General features: G+C 66.1%; 11 protein-coding genes. 9 read left to right on the top strand and 2 right to left on the bottom strand.

Translation table 11 applies throughout. The annotated features are described in order from the left end of the window. Window positions 1–21: 21 nt before the first annotated feature. The 8 genes from SH602x_RS17905 (at window position 22) to SH602x_RS17870 (ending at window position 14,643) form a co-directional block, all read left to right on the top strand. A complete protein-coding gene (locus SH602x_RS17905) occupies window positions 22–972 on the top strand; it encodes an ABC transporter ATP-binding protein (RefSeq protein WP_479473615.1) in 951 nt (316 codons plus the stop codon). Between the two features lie 53 nt (window positions 973–1,025). Continuing rightward, window positions 1,026–2,879 carry a NirA family protein gene (locus tag SH602x_RS17900; RefSeq protein WP_479473614.1) on the top strand — a complete coding sequence of 618 codons (1,854 nt, stop codon included), beginning with the start codon at window positions 1,026–1,028 and terminating at the stop codon, window positions 2,877–2,879. A 25-nt stretch (window positions 2,880–2,904) separates the two neighbouring features. Next, window positions 2,905–4,557, top strand: coding sequence for a sulfite reductase subunit alpha (locus tag SH602x_RS17895; protein WP_479473613.1), 1,653 nt, complete (start codon window positions 2,905–2,907; stop codon window positions 4,555–4,557). A gap of 9 nt (window positions 4,558–4,566) precedes the next feature. Continuing rightward, window positions 4,567–6,729 (top strand): molybdopterin oxidoreductase family protein, encoded by a 2,163-nt coding sequence (locus tag SH602x_RS17890; protein ID WP_479473612.1) that lies wholly within the window; start codon window positions 4,567–4,569, stop codon window positions 6,727–6,729. After that, complete coding sequence (locus SH602x_RS17885) at window positions 6,726–8,177, top strand: FAD-dependent oxidoreductase (protein WP_479473611.1); 1,452 nt, start codon at window positions 6,726–6,728, stop codon at window positions 8,175–8,177. The genes SH602x_RS17890 and SH602x_RS17885 overlap by 4 nt, the downstream gene beginning before the upstream one ends. A 595-nt stretch (window positions 8,178–8,772) precedes the next feature. Then, on the top strand, window positions 8,773–10,374 hold the full coding sequence (locus SH602x_RS17880; RefSeq protein WP_479473610.1) for a protein adenylyltransferase SelO: 1,602 nt from the start codon (window positions 8,773–8,775) through the stop codon (window positions 10,372–10,374). 185 nt (window positions 10,375–10,559) lie between these two features. Next, window positions 10,560–13,202, top strand: a complete 2,643-nt coding sequence (locus tag SH602x_RS17875) for a PSD1 and planctomycete cytochrome C domain-containing protein (protein ID WP_479473609.1) — start codon at window positions 10,560–10,562, stop codon at window positions 13,200–13,202. A gap of 13 nt (window positions 13,203–13,215) precedes the next feature. Next, window positions 13,216–14,643, top strand: coding sequence for a DUF1501 domain-containing protein (locus tag SH602x_RS17870; RefSeq protein WP_479473608.1), 1,428 nt, complete (start codon window positions 13,216–13,218; stop codon window positions 14,641–14,643). Window positions 14,644–14,665: 22 nt separating this feature from the next. On the opposite strand, the gene SH602x_RS17865 is transcribed toward SH602x_RS17870, so the two are convergent. Continuing rightward, complete coding sequence (locus SH602x_RS17865) at window positions 14,666–16,186, bottom strand: sialate O-acetylesterase (protein ID WP_479473607.1); 1,521 nt, start codon at window positions 16,184–16,186, stop codon at window positions 14,666–14,668. Between the two features lie 47 nt (window positions 16,187–16,233). Then, window positions 16,234–16,872, bottom strand: coding sequence for a TetR/AcrR family transcriptional regulator (locus SH602x_RS17860; RefSeq protein ID WP_479473606.1), 639 nt, complete (start codon window positions 16,870–16,872; stop codon window positions 16,234–16,236). A gap of 271 nt (window positions 16,873–17,143) precedes the next feature. Between SH602x_RS17860 and SH602x_RS17855 the strand changes: the two genes are divergently transcribed. Further along, complete coding sequence (locus tag SH602x_RS17855) at window positions 17,144–18,517, top strand: efflux RND transporter periplasmic adaptor subunit (protein ID WP_479473605.1); 1,374 nt, start codon at window positions 17,144–17,146, stop codon at window positions 18,515–18,517. Window positions 18,518–18,593: the final 76 nt, after the last annotated feature.

Below are 18,593 nucleotides of genomic sequence, written 5' to 3'. Positions count from 1 at the left end.
GAAAAACGAAGGAACGCGATCATGAACGACAACCGCTTCGTCGAAATCTTCGAACTCACCAAGGCGTATCCCAATCGCTTCAGCGAGGCGATTCCGGCCGTCGAAAGCTTCAACCTCAAGATCGCTCGCGGCGAGCGCATCGCCATCATCGGCCACTCCGGTTGCGGGAAGAGCACGGTCCTGACGATGGTCGCCGGCCTGAATTCGATCACCAGCGGCGGCGTCGTCGTCGACGGTCGCGAGATCGGCGGCCCCGGACCCGAACGCGCGGTCGTCTTTCAATCGCCCAGCCTGCTCCCCTGGATGACCGCTCTGCAGAACGTGCTCCTGGGGGTCGACAACGTTTATCCGCATGCGACGCGGAAGCAGCGGCGAGCGCTGGCGGAGCACTATCTGGCGCTGGTCGGGCTCGGTGACCGCCTCGACAAGTATCCGCGGGAACTGTCGAACGGCATGCGGCAGCGGGTCGGCATCGCGCGGGCGATCGCCTTGCAGCCGAAAGTTCTGCTGCTCGACGAACCGTTTGGCATGCTCGACAGCCTGACGCGGATCGAGTTGCAGCGGATCCTGCTCGACGTGCTGAGCGATACGAAGGCGACGGCGATTCTGGTCACTCACGACGTGGACGAAGCCCTGCTGGTCGCCGATCGCGTCGTGATGATGACGACCGGTCCGCGGGCCCGGATCGGCCAGGTGATCGACGTTCCCTTCGGGCCGACTCGCGATCGCGAACAGGTTCTGGCCGATCCGCGTTACTACCCGCTTCGCGGCAGGGTGATCGCATTCCTCGAAGCCGAGGATGCCCGAAGAGAAGGGGTTGAGGACCGATCCGCCGCGGGCGCCGACGACGCTTCCGTATCCCGCGAGCCCGCCGAAGAGGAAGTTTCTTCCGCCTTCGAGGCGCTCCCTGAAGACGCGCCGTTCGATCGCCGCGAATCCGTAGATGAAGCTGCGGCGCTCGCTTCCCGGTAGTCCCTCTTCCGCCGACGAACTTTCCCGAGCGACGACGTTGCGAAGGCTCGACCATGACGACGACTGACGGCTTCACCGACGAACAGAAACAGTACCTCGCCGGCTGGGCGTTCGGTTCCGACGTCGCTCGGGCGGTGCAGGATCTTCCGATCCTCTCGAACTCAACGTCGAAGGGCGCCGCCATCCGCCTCGGTCCTGCGGGCGCGGCTGTCGTGACTGATCCCGTGTCGTCGTGCGCTTCCGCGCACCCCGATCGGCTCGCGATCGCCGCGCAGGATCGCACGGTCGCCTCGGGCGGCAAGCTGGTGAAGGAGGAACAAGCGAAACGTGACAAGCCGCCGCTCGACCTGTGGGATCAGATGATGCGCGAAGCGGAGGCGGGCCTGTTCCCTAAGGGAACCGACGTCTTCCTCTACAAGTTCCACGGCCTGTTCCATGTAACTCCGGCTCAGAACGCCTTCGTGTGTCGCCTCCGAATGCCCGGCGGTGCGCTGACGAGCTGGCAACTCCGCGGCATCGCCGACATCGCCGATCGGAGGGCCGGCGGCTATCTCGACGTCACGACGCGGGCGAACCTGCAACTGCGCGAGATCGGGCCGCGGGACGGCGTGCATGTCGTGCAGGAACTGGTCGAACTCGGGATCCTGATCCGCGGCTCGGGCGCCGACAACATTCGCAACGTCACCGCGAGCCCTCTTTCCGGCATCGATCCGCTCGAACGGATCGAGACGCTGCCGCTCGCGCGGGAGATGCATCACGCCATCCTGCAACGCCGCGAGATGTACGGCCTGCCGCGGAAGTTCAACATCGCCTTCGACGGCGCGGGCAGCATCTCCGCGCTGGAGGATACGAACGACGTCGGCTTCACGGCGGCGCTCGCCCATGCCGATGCAGCGACTGAGGAGATGCCGGCGGGCATCTACTTCCTGCTCTCGCTCGGCGGCATCACCGGCCACCGCGATCTTGCGCGTCCGACGGGAGTCCTGCTTCGACCAGACGAATGCGTCGAGGTGGCGCTCGCCATCGTGCGGGTCTTCATCGCCGCGGGCGACCGCACGAACCGCGACCGAGCGCGACTGAAGTACGTCCTCGACGACTGGGGCTTCGAGCGGTTCCTCGGCGAAGTCGAAAAGGAACTCGGCCGCCCGCTGCGTCGCTTCCCTGTCGAGAAGCTCGATCTGCGGAGGGCCGAGATCCGCCATTCGCACATCGGCTTTCATCCGCAGAAGCAGGCCGGAAAGGTCTACGCGGGAGTCGCGCTTCCGGTCGGACGGCTGACCAGCGATCAGGCCCGGGCGCTCGCGTCGATCGCTGAACGCTTCGGCGACGGATCGATCCGGCTGACCGTCTGGCAGAACCTCATCGTTACCGGCATCGACGAGCGCGACGTCGATGCAGTCAAGGAGGCCATCGAAGCCTGCGGCCTCGACTGGTCGGCGTCGAGCGTCCGCAGCGGCCTGGTCGCCTGCACCGGCGCCTCGGGTTGCAAGTACGCCGCGGCGCACACGAAGGAGAACGCCCTCGCGCTGGCCGACTGGCTGGAGCGGCGGATCGAACTCGACGTGCCGGTCAACATTCACCTCACCGGCTGCAAGCATTCCTGCGCCCAGCATTACATCGGCGACATCGGCCTGATCGCTACGAAAGTGGAAGTCGACGACGACCTCGTGGAGGGCTACCACGTGTTCGTCGGGGGCGGCTACGGAAGCGACCCGTCGATCGCACGCGAAGCGGCGACCGGCGTTCCCTTCGACGCCGTTCCCGCCACGGTCGAGCGACTGCTTTCCGCCTACCTTCGCGGACGGTTCGGCGCGGACGAATCGTTCGCCGCCTTCGCCCGACGGATGAGCGACGACGAGTTGCGCGCCGTCGCTGCCGGACATGAGAATCTGATCCCGGCAGTCTGAATGCCCGCGATAGGAGCGAGACGAGATGAGCGCAACGCTAGTTCCCGAATCGGCCCCGTTCGACGCTGTCCAGCGCGCCTGGCTGAACGGCTTCCTCGCCGGCTGGCTCGGCGTGAGGGGTGACGCGCCGGCAGTCGCTCGCGCGAACCAGTCAGAAACGCCTGCCGCTTCTCCGGCCATCGAACCGGCGGCAGAAGACTTCCCCTGGCACGATCCGGCGCTGCCGATTGACGATCGCCTGACGCTCGCCGAAGGCAAGCCGGTCGAGCGCCGACTGATGGCGGCGATGGCGCAGCTCGACTGCGGTTCGTGCGGCTACGACTGCAAGCGCTACGCGGAGGCGATCGCCCACGGGGCCGAGAAGAACCTTTCGCTCTGCTCGCCAGGCGGCAAAGAGACTTCGAAGGCGCTCAAGCGGATTGCGAAGGAGTCGGCAAGAAAAGGCGGTCCCTCCGCTGCGCCGGCTGTTAACGGACACGCTTCCGACGGTCACGCCGTGAACGGACATGTGACGAACGGCGTGCATGTCGCTGCGAGCGCTGCGTCAGCGCCTCCTGCCGCGTTCGACCGCAATCATCCCTGCCGCGCAAGGGTCGCCCGAATCCTTAGCCTGAACGGCGAAGGCTCCGCGAAACGGACAAGTCATGTCGAGATCTCGCTCGCCGGAACCGGCGTCGTCTATCGACCGGGCGACGCGATCGGCGTCTGGCCGAAGAACTGCGACGAACTCGTGCGCGCCGTCGCTGCCGCGGCAGGCGTCGATCGCGAGGCGCCGGTCACGCTCGCTTCCGGCGAGACGCTCGGGGCCTTCGATGCGCTAACGCGGCGCTGCGACCTGAAGATCGCGAGCGAAGGTCTTGTCGAACTGGCGATCGCCTCCACACGCGATTTGGCCGCGAAGGAGAAGCTCCGGGCGCTGCTCCAGGATGACGACGCGCTAGACGAGTACGACGTCCTGGACGTGCTGCTTGCCGCGCCCCGGCCGCCGCTCGACGCGCAGGTGTTTGTGGCGTCGCTCACGCCGCTGAGTCCCCGCCTTTACTCGATCGCCAGCAGTCTCGCCGCGCATCCGGAGCAGGTTCATCTGACGATCGGTCGCGTAGAAAAGGAACTTCGCGGTCGCCTCAGGAAGGGCGTCGCGTCGACGATGTTCGCCGACCGGCTCTGGGAGGGTGACGGCGTCGACGTTTTCGTGCAAGCGGCGCATGGCTTCGCCCTGCCTGCCGATCCGGCGACTCCCGTCATCATGGTCGGGCCCGGCACCGGCATCGCCCCCTTCCGTTCGTTCCTGTCGCATCGCGAAGCGACCGGCGCCGTGGGGAAGAACTGGTTCTTCTTCGGCGATCAGAAGCGCGAGTGCGACTTTCTCTACGAAAGCGAGATCGCGAACTGGCGCGATCGCGGAACGCTGACGCGGCTCGACCTGGCGTTCAGTCGCGATCAATCGCAGAAGGTCTACGTCCAGGATCGGATGCGGGAGAACGCTAGCGAGCTCTTCCGCTGGATCGAAGAAGGCGCCTGCTTCTACGTTTGCGGCGACGCGTCGCGAATGGCCCGCGACGTCGATCAGGCGCTGCGGGAAGTGATCGCCGGCGAGGGGAAGCTTTCCGCCGACGAGGCGAAGAACTACGTCGCTCGCCTCGCCGCGACGGGTCGCTACTGCCGGGACGTCTACTGATCGGAACGCATGGAACTCCCCACGATTCACGCCGCCGCCACGACCGTCCGGACGCACTGTCCGTACTGTGCGTTTCAGTGCGGCATGCGTTTGACGACCGGAGACGACCGCACCGTCACGATCGATCCGGACGCGGACTTCCCCGTCAACGCAGGGCAGATGTGCGTCAAAGGCTTCACGTCGGGCGACCTGTTGTCGTCGCCCGATCGCGTGACCTCGCCGCAGCTTCGCGACGCCGCCGGTGCCTGGCGGGAAGCGTCGTGGGGGGACGCTCTCGACTTCGTGGCCGAAGAATTCCGTCGTATCGGCGAACTGAACGGTTCCGCGGCGGTCGCCTGCTACGGCAGCGGAGCGCTCACGAACGAGAAGGCCTACCTGCTCGGGAAGTTCGCTCGCATCGCGCTCAAGACGCCGAACGTCGACTACAACGGGCGCTACTGCATGTCGAGCGCTGCCGCCGCGCAGAACGCGGCCTTCGGCATCGATCGCGGTCTTAACTTTCCGGTCGAAGACTTCGCCGGCGCCCGGACCGTCCTGCTGTGGGGATCGAACTGCGTCGACACGCTTCCGCCGATCATGCAGTGGTTCGACAAACAGCGCGCGGCAGGCGGCAAGTTGATCGTCGTCGACCCGCGTCGTTCGGCGACCGCGCGCGCCGCGGATCTGCATCTGCAACTGACGCCCGGGTCGGACCTGGCGCTCGCCAACGGCATGCTCTTCGTCGCCGTCGAAGAGAACCTGATCGATCGCGACTACCTGGCGGAACGCACGGTCGGTTTCGAGCAGGTTCGCCAGCTCGCGATGCAGTACTATCCGCCGCATGTCGAGCGGCTGACGGGCGTGCGGGAAGCGGATCTTCGCCGCGCGGTTCGCCGGCTGTCGAGCGGTCCGTCGATGCTCCTTTCAGGTCGCGGGCCCGAGCAGCAGAGCAAAGGGACCGACACGGTCCTGGCGATGATCAATCTGATGCTCGCGCTCGGCAAAGTCGGAAGGCCGAACAGCGGTTACGGCTGCCTGACCGGTCAGGGCAACGGGCAGGGAGGCCGCGAACATGGTCAGAAGGCGGATCAGCTTCCGGGCTATCGCCTGATCGAGAACGATGCCGACCGGGAACATGTCGCCCGGGTCTGGAACGTGGAACCTAAGGATCTTCCGCGAAGAGGCCTGAGCGCGACCGAAGCGATCGCCGCGATCCGTCCCGGCGGCATCCGCGGCTGGCTGTCGCTGGCGAACGATCTGGCCGTCTCGGCGCCGAACGCGAACTGGGCAGGCGAACGACTGGCCGATCTCGAATGTCTGGTCGTTTGCGACTCGTTCCTGAACGAGACCTCGCGTTACGCCCATGCCTTTCTTCCGACGCTGCAATGGGCGGAGGAGGAAGGCACGATGACGAACCTGGAGGGCCGCGTCATTCGCCGCCGCCCTGCCCTGCTCCCGCCTGACGGACCGCAGTCGGATCTCTGGATCCTGCGCGAGCTGGCCGAGCGACTGGGAAGAGGCGACGGGTTCGCCTTCGATTCGCCTGAGCAAGTCTTCGACGAGCTTCGCGAAGCGACCCGCGGCGCCAGGGCGGACTACTCCGGCATCACGTACGAGCGGATCGACGACGAAAGCGGCGTCTTCTGGCCCTGTCCCAGCGAGTCGCATCCGGGCACGCCTCGCATGTTCGTCGAGCGCTTCGCCTATCCCGACGGCAAGGCTCGCTGCGTTCCCGTCGCGCATCGCTCTGCCGGCGAAGAGCCGGACGACGCCTTCCCCTACTGGTTCACGACCGGACGTTATCGTGAGCATTACAATTCCGGCGCACAAACGCGACGGGTCGCGAAGCTCGCGGAGGCGAAGCCCGTTCCGCGCCTGCAGGTCCATCCCCGAACGGCTCGGCGGCATGGCCTCGACATGGACGGCTACGTGCTGGCGGAAAGCCGTCGCGGCGCCGTTCGGTTCCGCATCGAAGTCACGCCCGACATCCGACCCGACGTCGTTTTCGCGCCGTTCCACTGGGGCGGTCGCGATGCGGCGAACGTCCTGACTTCGGCGACGCTCGATCCCAAGAGTCGGATGCCCGAGTTCAAGATCTCCGCCGTGCGACTCTCGCCGGCGGCCAGCGAAGCAGGACTTGGCGAAGCCGCGGCCCCGCGTGCTCCTGAGGAATCGCGAAAGGAAGTCGTATGATCGGAAAGCCGCGTCTGGCCATCGTGGGCAACGGAATGGCGACCGCCCGCCTGCTCGACGAACTCGTGCAGCGGGGAGGCCACGAACGTTATGACGTCGTCGTCTTCGGCGAAGAGCCGGGCGGCGCCTACAACCGCATTCTGCTCAGCAAGGCGCTCGCCGACGGGCGCAGCGAAGAGATCGTTCTGAAGGACGCCTCCTGGTACGACGAACACGGGATCGAACTGCGTTCGGGCGAACGAATCGTCGGAGCGAAGGGAAGGACGCTGCTGACGGAGTCGGGCGCCGTCGAGCCGTTCGACAAGCTCGTGCTCGCGCTCGGCAGCGTCCCGATCGTTCCGCCCCTGCCGGGGATTCGCCGGGAAGACGGATCGCTGAAGCCAGGCGCCTACGTCTTCCGCACGGTCGACGATTGCCTCTCGATTCGGGCTGCCGCTCGGCGGGGCACGAAGGCGATCGTCATCGGCGGCGGACTGCTCGGCCTGGAGGCGGCGAAAGGCCTCTGCGATCTCGGCGCGGAGGCGACCGTCGTCCATCTGATGCCGACGCTGATGGAGCGCCAACTCGATGCGACCGGCGGGGAGTTTCTCGCGAAGAAGCTGGCTTCGCTCGGCATGACGATTCGCACGTCCACTTCCTCGAAGGCCGTCCTGGGCGACGAACGCATCGAAGGGCTGCTGCTCTCCGACGACAGCCGGATCGAGTGCGACCTGCTCGTCGTCGCCTGCGGCGTGCGTCCCCGCATCGACCTCGCCCAGGCGATCGGCGTTCCGACCGAGCGGGGCATTCTGGTCGACGATCGGCTGCGGGCGCCTGGTCTGTCGGACGTCTACGCGGTCGGAGAGTGTTGCCAACATCGCGGGTCGTGCTACGGCATCGTCGCGCCGATCTGGGAGCAGGCGAAGGTTCTGGCGGACGAGCTCTGTGCGACGAACGATCGCGCGGCGTTCACCGGCTATCGCCTCTACACGAAGTTGAAGGTGGCAGGCGTGGAGGTCGCGTCGCTCGGCGCAATCGAACCGGAAGGCGTCGAAGACGAAGTCGTCGAGATCCGTGAACCGGGCCGCGGCGTCTATCGCAAGCTGATCGTTCGCGACGGACGGCTCGTCGGCGCGCAGTTCGTCGGCGACGCGCAGGCGGCGGGCATCGCGCTGCGGTACTTCGATCGCGGCGACCCGCTTCCTGACAATCGACTGGAACTCCTCTGCGACGGCGCGGGCGGAGCGACGGCGGAGCCTGTCGATGCGGAGATCTGCAACTGTCGCAGCGTCGGAAGAAAACGCCTGGAGGAGGCGATCTCCGGCGGCTGCGACTCGGTCGAAGACCTCGGTCGCGCGACCGGCGCCGGAACGGGATGCGGATCCTGTCGCGGCGAACTGGGGCGACTCCTCGCACAACGCCGACTTCCGATGCCTCAGGCCGATGTTCCGGTCGGAGCGACGCCGTGAGAGCGTCGCCGCCCGGCGAAATCCATCGGACGAACTTCCCTTCAAGAACGCCCTGGTCCGACCTCGCGGCGCTCATTTCTTGATCAAAATGAGCGCCGCGTGATCCTCGCTCTTGGGGCGGTCATGTCGCCGCAGAATTTATTTCGTCTGCGATGAATTCCTGCTAAGGAGCGTTTCCAGCGCGACGATATTCTCACAGGTCGTAGCGCGCGTCGGCGACGGAGAGGGGCAGACTCCGTCGCCGACGATTTTTCAGCCGACACGCTTCGAGTCGGCAGTCGGTTCGAACGCTCGCTTCGCCGACCATTCGCTGCCGCCTGCTGCGGCTCAGCGCCCGTCTCTGCGGTTCGCGGCCGATTAGGACGGCTATTCGCCGTGCGTCAGGACCGTAATCAGGCGGCGCGGACGGCGCCGTCGTCGAAGCCCGCGACGTGGTCCGGCCGGCAGTTCCTTCGTCGAGTCCCGCACCAGCGCCATGGCGTCGGTGGCATCCCGAAGCTTTCCCCGGCGCTTCGAGAGGCTATGATTCGGCGCCCGCTTCCGCAGGCCGCGGCGGCTTCGCCCTGGCCTCCCTGCCCTTTCGATCGCTACTGACTTGCTCGACCTCTCCGCCCTGCAGTTCGACAACCGCTTCACGCGCGAGCTGCCTGCCGATCCCGACACGTCGAACCGGACGCGGCAGGTTCGCGGCGCCTGCTATTCGCGGGCGCTGCCGGTTCAGGTTTCGAATCCGCGGCTGATCAGCTTCTCGCGCGAAGTCGCTGGCTTGCTCGATCTCCCGGGCGATCCGTTCGAGTCGAAACTCTTCGCGCAGGTCTTCAGCGGCAATGTCCTGCTGCCGGGGATGAATCCGCACGCGGCCTGTTACGGCGGGCACCAGTTCGGTCAGTGGGCGGGTCAGCTCGGCGACGGGCGGGCGATCAACCTGGGCGAGGTCGTGAACCGCCGCGGAGAGCATTGGGCGCTGCAATTGAAGGGCGCGGGGCCGACGCCCTATTCGCGCTCGGGCGACGGACTGGCCGTGTTGCGATCGTCCGTGCGGGAGTTTCTTTGCAGCGAGGCGATGCACCATCTCGGCGTGCCGACGACGCGGGCGCTGAGCCTCGTCGCGACGGGCGAACGCGTCGTGCGGGACATGTTCTACGACGGACATCCCCAACTCGAACCGGGAGCGATCGTCTGCCGCGTGGCGCCGACGTTCATCCGCTTCGGCAACTTCGAAATCTTCGCCCGACGAGGCGAGTTGGAGACGCTCCGGAAGCTCGCTGACTTCACGATCCGTACGGAGTTTCCGCACCTGGGCGAACCTTCGCCCGCGGTCTACGTCGCCTGGTTCCGCGAGGTCTGCCAGCGGACCGCGGAGATGATCGTCCACTGGATGCGTGTCGGCTTCGTGCATGGGGTCATGAACACGGACAACATGTCGATCCTCGGTCTGACGATCGACTACGGCCCCTACGGCTGGCTCGAGAACTACGATCCCGACTGGACGCCGAACACGACCGACGCCGGGCGCCGTCTCTACGCGTACGGACGTCAGCCGCAGATCGCGATGTGGAACCTGGCCCGCTTCGCGGAAGCGGTGCTGCCCCTGGTGGAAGATATCGAGGCCCTGCGATCGGGGCTGGAATCGTACTGGTCGACGTTTCAGTCCGGCTGGGATGCGACGCTCGCGCGGAAGCTGGGATTCGAACGCTTCGAGTCGGACGACGACCGGGCGCTCGCGAGTGACCTGCAGGAGGTTCTGCAAATCGTCGAGACCGATATGACGATCTTCTTCCGGAACCTGGCGACGCTGCCGTGCGACAGCCAGAGTCAGGAAGAGCCGACGGACGAAGTGCTGATCGCGTTGATTGCGGAGGCGCTCTACGTGCCTGATCAAGTAACCGCGGAGACTCGTCCGCGGATCGCCGGCTGGCTGCGGCGCTATCGGCGGCGAATTCGCGACCTCGGTCTGTCCGACGCGGAACGTCGGGAACGGATGAATCGGGTCAACCCGAAGTACGTGCTGCGGAACTACCTCGCGCAGCTCGCGATCGACAAGGCCGAACAAAGCGACGACTCGCTGGTGCACGAGACGCTCGACGTTCTGCGGCGTCCCTACGAGGAACAGCCCGGCAAGGAAGCGTTCGCCGCCAAACGCCCCGACTGGGCCCGCGTCCGCGCCGGTTGTTCGATGCTGTCGTGCAGTTCGTAACGCTGCGTCAGGCGATCGGACGCTTGCCGAACCTCGCATCGACGCTCGTCGGAGCTTCCTCGGCGCGTGACAGGGCGACAGCGATCGAAGAGAATGAACCGGCGTCGCGCGGTCCCGGCTGCGAACGCGAAACGCTTGTCCGCTCTCCTCCCGCCTCTGTCCGCGAACGGACGCGCTCCTGGCATATGCGAAGTCTCTTCCCGAGCCCCGGCGCCGGCTGCTTCCGCTGGATCGCCCGTCACGGCGGATTCCGAGCTCTCTTCGTCGGCGCGATCCTGGCGTTCGCTTCCGGATCGCATGCCGCGGAACCCGAGTCGCCAGACTTTCCGAAGGAAGTTCAGCCCCTGCTGGTTTCGCGGTGCGTGAAGTGTCACGGGCCGGAGAAGCAGATGGGAGGGCTTCGCCTGGACGTAAAAGCCGCGGCGCTCGCAGGGGGGGACTCGGGCGATCCGGCGGTCGTTCCCGGCAAGCCCGACGAGAGCCGACTGATCGAACTCGTGTCGTCGGACGACGAATCGCTCCGTATGCCGCCCGAGGGTGCGGCGCTCGCCGCGACTGAGCTCGGTCTGTTTCGTCGCTGGATCGAAGCGGGCGCCGAGTGGCCTGCGTCGGAAACTTCCGCGGCGCCGACTCCGACGGAGATGGTCGTCACCGACGAGGACCGCCAGCGCTGGGCGTTTCGACCGTTGCAGTCCGTCGCGCTCCCTGAACTTCCGGACGACGCGTGGGGCCGCACGCCGGTCGATCGATTCATCCTGCATTCGCAGCGGTCCGCGGGCATCGCGCCGGCGAAAGAGTCCGATCGCCGGACGCTCGTTCGCCGGCTCTACTTCGACCTCGTCGGTCTGCCGCCGACGCCGGAGCAGATCGAGTCCTTCGTCGCTTCCGACGATCCGCTCGCCTACGAAAAGCTGGTCGACGAATTGCTGGCGAGCGACCGCTACGGCGAACGCTGGGCCCGGCGCTGGCTCGACGTGGCGCGGTACGCCGACAGTTCGGGTCAGGAAGCCGACCACGACCGACCGAACGCCTATCGCTATCGCGACTTCGTCATCCGGGCGTTCAACGACGACCTGCCTTACGACACGTTCGTCCGCTGGCAACTCGCGGGCGACGAGATCGAGCCGGCGAATCCGCAGGCGATCTCCGCGACCGGGTTCATCGTCGCCGGCGCCAGCACGCACGTCGATACGCCGATGGTCGAAGAGAAGCTGCGGAATCGTGCGAACGAACTCGACGACATGGTGTCGACGACGGGGCAGGCGTTCCTCGGTCTGACGCTGGCCTGCGCTCGATGCCACGATCATAAGTACGACGCGCTCCCGACGCGGGACTACTACCGCATGACGCGGATCTTCAACGGCGGCGACCGGGGCGAGGTTCCCCTCGCGTCGCCCGAAGAGGCGGCCGCGACGCGCGACGCGCTGGCGAAGTGGAAGGCCGAACTCGATCGCGTAGAAGACCGTCGCGACGACTGGCTCGACGAACGCAAGGATAGACTCAAGCCGACGATTCTTGCGGCGAAGATCGACAAGCTGGCGCTCTCGACCGACGAGAAGGCTCTGCTGCGCGACGAGCCGAAGGACGACGAAGCGAAGAAGCTGGCCGAGAAGTTCAAGAGAGAACTGAAGATCGATCAGGCGGACTATGTCGCCGCGCTCTCCGAGCAGGACCAGGCGCGCTGGGAGGAGATTGAGCGGGAGATCGAGACGGTGGAGCGTCGCAGGCCGGCGGAGTTGCCCGTCGCGTTCGCTTTTCGCGACTTCGGATCGGAGCCGAAGGAGACCTGGTTCTTCGAACGGGGCGACTTCCTCGCACGCAATCAGAAGATGGATTTCGGCTTCCTCTCCGTTCTGACGCAGCGTCCGGCGGAGGATTACTGGACCGCCGCGCGGACGACGAGGCAGCGCGACGACAGCACGCAGCAACGCAGGGCGCTGGCCGAATGGATGACCGACGTCGATCAAGGCGCGGGCGCCCTGCTCGCTCGCGTGATGGTCAACCGCGTCTGGCAGCATCACTTCGGCGAAGGGCTTGTCCGCACGGTCAGCGACTTCGGAACTCGCGGCGAGAAGCCGAGCCATCCGGAACTGCTCGAATGGCTAGCGGAAGGCTTCGTTCGCGACGGCTGGAGCGTCAAAAACCTGCATCGCCTGATCGTGAACAGCGCCGCCTATCGACAGAGCTCCTTTCCCCGCGGCGACTATACGGCCATCGATCCGGAGAACCGCCTGCTCTGGCATCGTCGCCCGCAACGCCTGGAAGCGGAGGCGATCCGCGATTCGATGCTCGCGGTCGCCGGCACGCTGAACGAGGAGATGTTCGGCCCGGGCGTGAAGGCGCCGATCGCGAATGAGGCGATGCAGGCCCGCAACGTGAAGGATCCTTACCCGCGGGACGTGAAGGATACGCCCGAGACCAGGCGGCGCTCGGTCTACCTGTTTCATAAGCGGGTCGTGCAGAACCCGCTGATGCAGGCGTTCGACGCACCGGACGCCCAAGCGAGTTGCGGTCGCCGTATCGACACGACAGTCGCTCCCCAGGCGCTGGCGCTGCTCAACGATCCCTTCGTGCGGAAGCGTGCGGAAGAACTGGCGGAGCGGTTGGAGAAGGAGGCCGGCGACGACGCCGAGGCTCAACTCCGCCGCGCGTTCGAACTGGGGATCGCGCGTCAGCCGTCGGCGGATGAAATGGCCGACGCGTCGGCATTTCTCTCAGAACAGGCCGCCGCGCGTCGGAATCGAAACGAGAAGCACGCAGAGCGACTGGCCCTCGCGGACTTCTGCCAGGCGCTCTTCTCGCTGAACGAATTCGTCTACATCGACTGACCGCAGGTTTCCCATGGCCGCTCGCTCCTCCCACTGCGGACGCTTCGAAACGGTCGCCGATCGGCGCCAGTTCCTGGCCAGGGCAGGCGCAGGATTCGGCATGCTCGCGCTCGGCGATCTGCTGCGCCGCGACGGCCGGCTCGCCGCCGACGAAGCGCCGACCGCGTCGACGAACCCGATGGCGCCCCGGGCGGGTCACTTCCCTGCGAAGGCTAAGTCGGTGATCTGGCTCTTCATGGAGGGCGCCCCGAGCGCGGTCGATCTGTTCGACCCGAAGCCCGAACTGACGAAGCGCGACGGACAGAAGTTCGACATCGACGTCTTCAACGGCAACCCCGGCCCGCTGATGAAGTCCCCCTTCGCCTTCAAGCAGTACGGCGAGTCGGGCGCCTGGGTCTGCGAGCATTACTCGAACGTCGCGAAGCATGTCGACGACTTCGCCTTCGTTCGATCGTGCTACAGCGAATCGAACGATCACGTTCCGGCGCTCTATCAGATCAACACCGGCATCCCGCGGCCCGGATTTCCCAGCGCGGGCGCCTGGACCACCTACGGCCTGGGGTCGGAGAACGACAGCCTGCCGGGCTTCGTGGTGCTCGGCAACAACCAGGGCGTGAAGGGCGGGAATCTCAACTGGAGTTCTGGCTTCCTGCCGACGACGTACCAGGGAACGCTCTTCCGCCTGGAGGGAACGCCGGTCATCAATTTGAATCGACCGCAGGGAGTGACGCGCGAGGATCAGCGGCGCCAGCTCGATCTGCTCGCGAAGCTGAACGAACGCCATCGCAGCGAGCGACCGGATGAGGCCGAACTGCTAGGCCGGATCGAGAGTTTCGAGCTCGCTTATCGCATGCAGGTGGAAGCGTCGGAACTGGTCGACTTCAGCACGGAGACTGCCGAGACGCGGAAGATGTACGGCATCGACGAGCAGGAGACGCGTTCCTTCGGATCGAAGTGCCTGATGGCCCGGCGACTGGTCGAGCGGGGCGTTCGCTTCGTGCAGGTCTACAGCGACGGCGAGTGGGACGCGCATAGCGATCTGAACGGCAATCATCGCGGACACTGCCGCGCGACCGATCGACCGATCGACGCGCTGCTCACCGACCTCAAGCGGACGGGCCTGATCGACAGCACGCTCGTCATCTGGGGCGGCGAGTTCGGGCGCATGCCCGTCTCGCAGGGGAACGGCGGTCGCGATCACAATCCGAACGGCTTCGGCATGTTTCTCGCCGGCGCCGGGATCAGGAAGGGAACGTCGTACGGCGAACTGGACGAGATCGGCTTCAAGGCGGCGGTCGACCGGGTCTCCGTGCATGACCTGCACGCGACGATGCTCCATCTGCTCGGCGTCGATCACGAACGCCTGACCTACCTGCACAACGGACGTCGCTATCGCCTGACCGACGTCGCCGGCGAGGTTCTGCACAAGATCCTCGCCTGAGCGAAAGCGTGCGACGCTTCCGCTACTTCGGCAGGTTCGGGTCGTACTCGAGCAGGTCGGGGCGGGTACAGAACGGCGAGGCAGGCAGTCCGTCGCGGTTGTAGAGGTTGCAGCCTTCCGGCGTCGGAGCGTAGCCATAGCGGACCGCGATCGGCGAGGCGCCTTCCGGCACGCGAACGACGACCGCGTCGCCGACGATCCGCGCCTCTGCCGGACGCCAATCCCCTGCCGCGGTCAGCGCCTCGAAGTGAGCGAGAGCTTCGCCCGGCGTCTCCTGCGGCTCCGCGACGCCGACCTTTCTGGCTGCCATCAGGCCCCTCTCGGCATGGCGGAATCGAAGGGTGATCTCGTCGCCCGCGATAGTCTGTCGATCGAACGCCGGACCGCTGCACGCGATCTCCTGACCGTAGTCGTTCGCGAGCGCCCAGCGCGCGAGGCGCTTGCCGACGTCGATCTTGTTCGGCGGATGAATCCCGGCGCCTTCCAGATCGATCGTGACGACCATGCCTGTATGCGGCAGATCGGCGGCGAGTCGCTGCTGCTCCCGCAGATAGGGCCACCCTGCCCCGGCGCCGCTGCCCGGAAGCTGCACGAAGTAGACCGGCAGCGCCTCGTCATCGAACGCGTTCCGCCAGCCCGCGATCAACGCGCGCATCTTGTGCTGGTAGTCGCGCGGGTCCTCGCGATCGCCCGAGTTCGATTCGCCCTGGTACCAGAGGGCGCCTCGGACGGCGAAGTCCTTGATCGGATGCAGGCGAGAATGAAACAGTCGACCGGGCAGCCAGTTCGCGTCGCGGGCTCGCACCCCGCCCGGAAGTTTCCAGAGACCTTCCAGATCGTCGCGGTCGCCGAGTTCCAGCTCCTGACGCAGCGTGGGATGCGAAGCGAAGGCCTGCCGCGGAATGAACGGTTCGATCGGCGTCCCGCCACGAGAGGAGTCGACGATGCCGATCGGGACGGCCAGCTTCGCATGCAACTCGCGAGCGAAGTAGAACGCCGCAGCGGAGAACCCGGGAGCCGTCGCCACGGAGCAAGGCGACCACGAGACGGATCGCCGCAAGTCGTCGAGCGGTTCCCGCGACGAATCGTCGCCGATGCGGCAGAAGCGAATGAGGGGCAGATCGGCTGCGGAGATATCGGCCTTCGCGACATCGAGTTGAGCGGCGACGTCGCCCAGCGTCATGGCCATGTTCGACTGGCCGCTCGCGTGCCAGACTTCGCCCACGACGACATCGTCGATCACGAGCGATTCGTCGCCGCTGACGATGCGAAGCGGCCCGCCCTCGCTGGACGCGCTCATCGGCTCGAAGGTCGTCGACCAGGCGCCGGCGTCGTCGGCGTGCGTCGTCCCGGTCGTTCCGGCGAACTCGACGGTCACTTGGGCGCCCGCATCGGCCCAGCCCCAGATGCGGACGGGGCGATCGCGCTGGAGCACGACGTGATCGGAGAAGATCCGCGCGACGCGGACCTCTGCCAGTCCCTCGGCGGCGAACGGCGCCGTTCCGCACAACAATACCAGGGCGAACGCGAAGCGACGGGCCATGCAGCGCCTGCGTGGTGCGGTAAGGAAGAGGTCGAATCGCCGAAGGTTCAATTCGGCGGGGGCGAATCCTTGCGAGCTTCCGCTTCCACAGCCGAAGCCGAGGCGCCGGAAGTCAGCAGGCCATGGAACAGGATATCGACCGCGCCTTCGTATTGCTCGGTCAGCGGCTTCTTCTTGCCGGCAAAGAAGTTCACGAACATCGTCCCGAGCACGAACTTGGAAATCGCGTCGTCGATCTGGTCGATCGGCAATTCGCGAAAGACGCCGAGTCGCACCAGTTCGCGCAGGCGTTCGTTCCAGAGATTCACTTCGTCGGACGGTCGGTCGAAGAAAGTCAGCGTGCGACCGCGAAAGAGCGCCCGTTCCTGAACGAGCATCTCGACCACTTCTGGATGCTCGTCGCAGAACTGCAGGCAGGCGAGCATTCCCGTTCGCAACCTGGCCAGCGGATCGGATTCCGCATCGGCGCGGTGGTCGACCTCGCACATCATCCACGCGCGCGCGAAGCGTGCCGCCGCCAGAAACAACGCCTCCTTGTTTCCGAACTGACGGTAGACCGTCCCTTTCCCGACGCCGGACCGGTCGGCGATCGCCTGGACGTCAGCCTGCGCGAACCCCTCCTCGGCGAAGACCGTCAGCGCATTCCTCAAGATCAGCCGCGATCGCTCGGTACAGGCTGCGCTCAACGGCGGGGAGATTCGATCTTCGTTCGGTTCGACCATCGAACAGCAGGCGATCCTTCGATCGACGGAAATCCCTCTGAAAGGGCCGCCGCGTGAAAAGAGGGGATTCCCGGGCAGCATGCGGCCCCTATGAACTGTGGACGGACGCGCCCGTCCGCATTATAATCATTCGCTCGCTCACGATTAGTCGCCTTGTCGCTCTCCCGGATTTTCTTCCGATAGGTAAGCTGCGGAGACTGAAGGGACTTTCCTGTCGGCCCCGAGTCATCTGTCTATGTTCGTTCTGCGCTATCTGGCCTGCTGCTCGATTCTGGCCGCTCTCGCGGCAGCGGGCTGCACGAAACCGAACCAGTTCGTGCCCCCTCCGCCTCCGGAGATCGACGCCGCCTATCCCGTCCTCGGACCGGTGAGCGACTTTCTCGAATTCACCGGCTCGACGCAGGCGGTGGAGCGAGTCGAAATTCGGCCTCAAGTCACGGGACAGCTTGAAAGCGTCCATTTCGAGGACGGTCAAACCGTCAAGCAGGGCGACCTGCTGTTCACGATCGAGAAGGATCCGTTCGAGGCGGCGCTGGCGGTAACGAATGCCGAGCTGCAGCGGGCGAACGCGGAGTTGTCGCTGGCGAAGGCTCAATTGGCTCGACGAGAACCGCTTCGTCGCAGCGGAACCGTCTCGCAGGAAGAGTACGACGTCGCCGTCTCCAACGTGACGACCGCCCAGGCAGCCGTGAACAGCGCCCAGGCCTCAGTCGAACGGGCCGAACTCGATCTCCGCTACAGCGAAATCCGGGCGCCGATCGCCGGACGGATCGGCCGGCGACTGGTCGACCCGGGCAACCTCGTTCAGGCACAGACGACGCCGCTGGCCAACATCGAGACGTTCGATCCGGTCTACGCCTACTTCAACGTCAGCGACCGGGACGTGCTGCGACTGCTCGAGCTGGAGGGTCAGTACGGCGGTCGCCAGGGAGCGAACCTCTTTTTGTCGCTGGACGGTGAAGACTATCCGTACCAGGGGACGATCGACTGGACCGATCTCGGCGTCGATCCCGCCAGCCGAACGCAGCTTCGCCGCGGTATTTTTCCCAATGCCGACGGACGCCTCCTCTCCGGCCTGTTCGTACGCGTCCGATTGCAGGTCGCCGAAGCGGAAGAGAAGGTCCTGATCGAAGAGCGGGCGATCGCGGCGGACCAGCGCGGTCCCTACGTGCTCGTGCTTGCCGGCGCTGGCGAAGCGCCCGACACGGTGAAAGTCGAATATCGTCCGGTGAAGCTCGGGATCGCGTCTGGCGACAAACGCGTCGTCGAATCGGGCTTGAGCGTGAATGACCTGATCGTCGTCAACGGCCTGCAGAAGGCGCGTCCCGGCGGAAGCGTTCGGCTCTCCCAGTCGTCGCCCGCGCCGCAGGGACTTCCCGCCGCCGCTCCCGCGCCCGGGGCTGCTCCCCAAGGCGAAGCGCCGGCGATGGCAACTGAAGGAACCGATGCCGCGAACGAAGCGGATTCTCCGGCGCCGGCTGCGACGTCGGCGACTTCCTCCGCAGGCGCTCCGGTCGATCCGGCTGGAGGGACGCGGACCTCGCCCGCCGCTGCGGGCGCGTCGCAGTTGCAGGGAAGCGACGATTCCGCGACGAGAAGGGGAAGTTGAGATCTCGATCGCGTCGCACGACGCTTCGTAGGTAGCGCCGTTCGTCGGTCCCGCAGCCCGCGGCCCGAGCAGTCGC

It is taken from the genome of Lignipirellula cremea (assembly GCF_056501455.1).
Note: the sequence above shows the minus strand (reverse complement) of the source record. Positions and strands in the feature narration are given on the sequence as shown.

What these genes read in the sequence shown, in the direction of transcription:
- SH602x_RS17905 (WP_479473615.1), top strand. Translation starts at nt 22, where the DNA reads ATGAACGACAACCGCTTCGTCGAAATCTTCGAACTCACCAAGGCGTAT.
- SH602x_RS17900 (WP_479473614.1), top strand. Translation starts at nt 1,026, where the DNA reads ATGACGACGACTGACGGCTTCACCGACGAACAGAAACAGTACCTCGCC.
- SH602x_RS17895 (WP_479473613.1), top strand. Translation starts at nt 2,905, where the DNA reads ATGAGCGCAACGCTAGTTCCCGAATCGGCCCCGTTCGACGCTGTCCAG.
- SH602x_RS17890 (WP_479473612.1), top strand. Translation starts at nt 4,567, where the DNA reads ATGGAACTCCCCACGATTCACGCCGCCGCCACGACCGTCCGGACGCAC.
- SH602x_RS17885 (WP_479473611.1), top strand. Translation starts at nt 6,726, where the DNA reads ATGATCGGAAAGCCGCGTCTGGCCATCGTGGGCAACGGAATGGCGACC.
- SH602x_RS17875 (WP_479473609.1), top strand. Translation starts at nt 10,560, where the DNA reads ATGCGAAGTCTCTTCCCGAGCCCCGGCGCCGGCTGCTTCCGCTGGATC.
- SH602x_RS17870 (WP_479473608.1), top strand. Translation starts at nt 13,216, where the DNA reads ATGGCCGCTCGCTCCTCCCACTGCGGACGCTTCGAAACGGTCGCCGAT.
- SH602x_RS17865 (WP_479473607.1), bottom strand. Translation starts at nt 16,186, where the DNA reads ATGGCCCGTCGCTTCGCGTTCGCCCTGGTATTGTTGTGCGGAACGGCG.
- SH602x_RS17855 (WP_479473605.1), top strand. Translation starts at nt 17,144, where the DNA reads ATGTTCGTTCTGCGCTATCTGGCCTGCTGCTCGATTCTGGCCGCTCTC.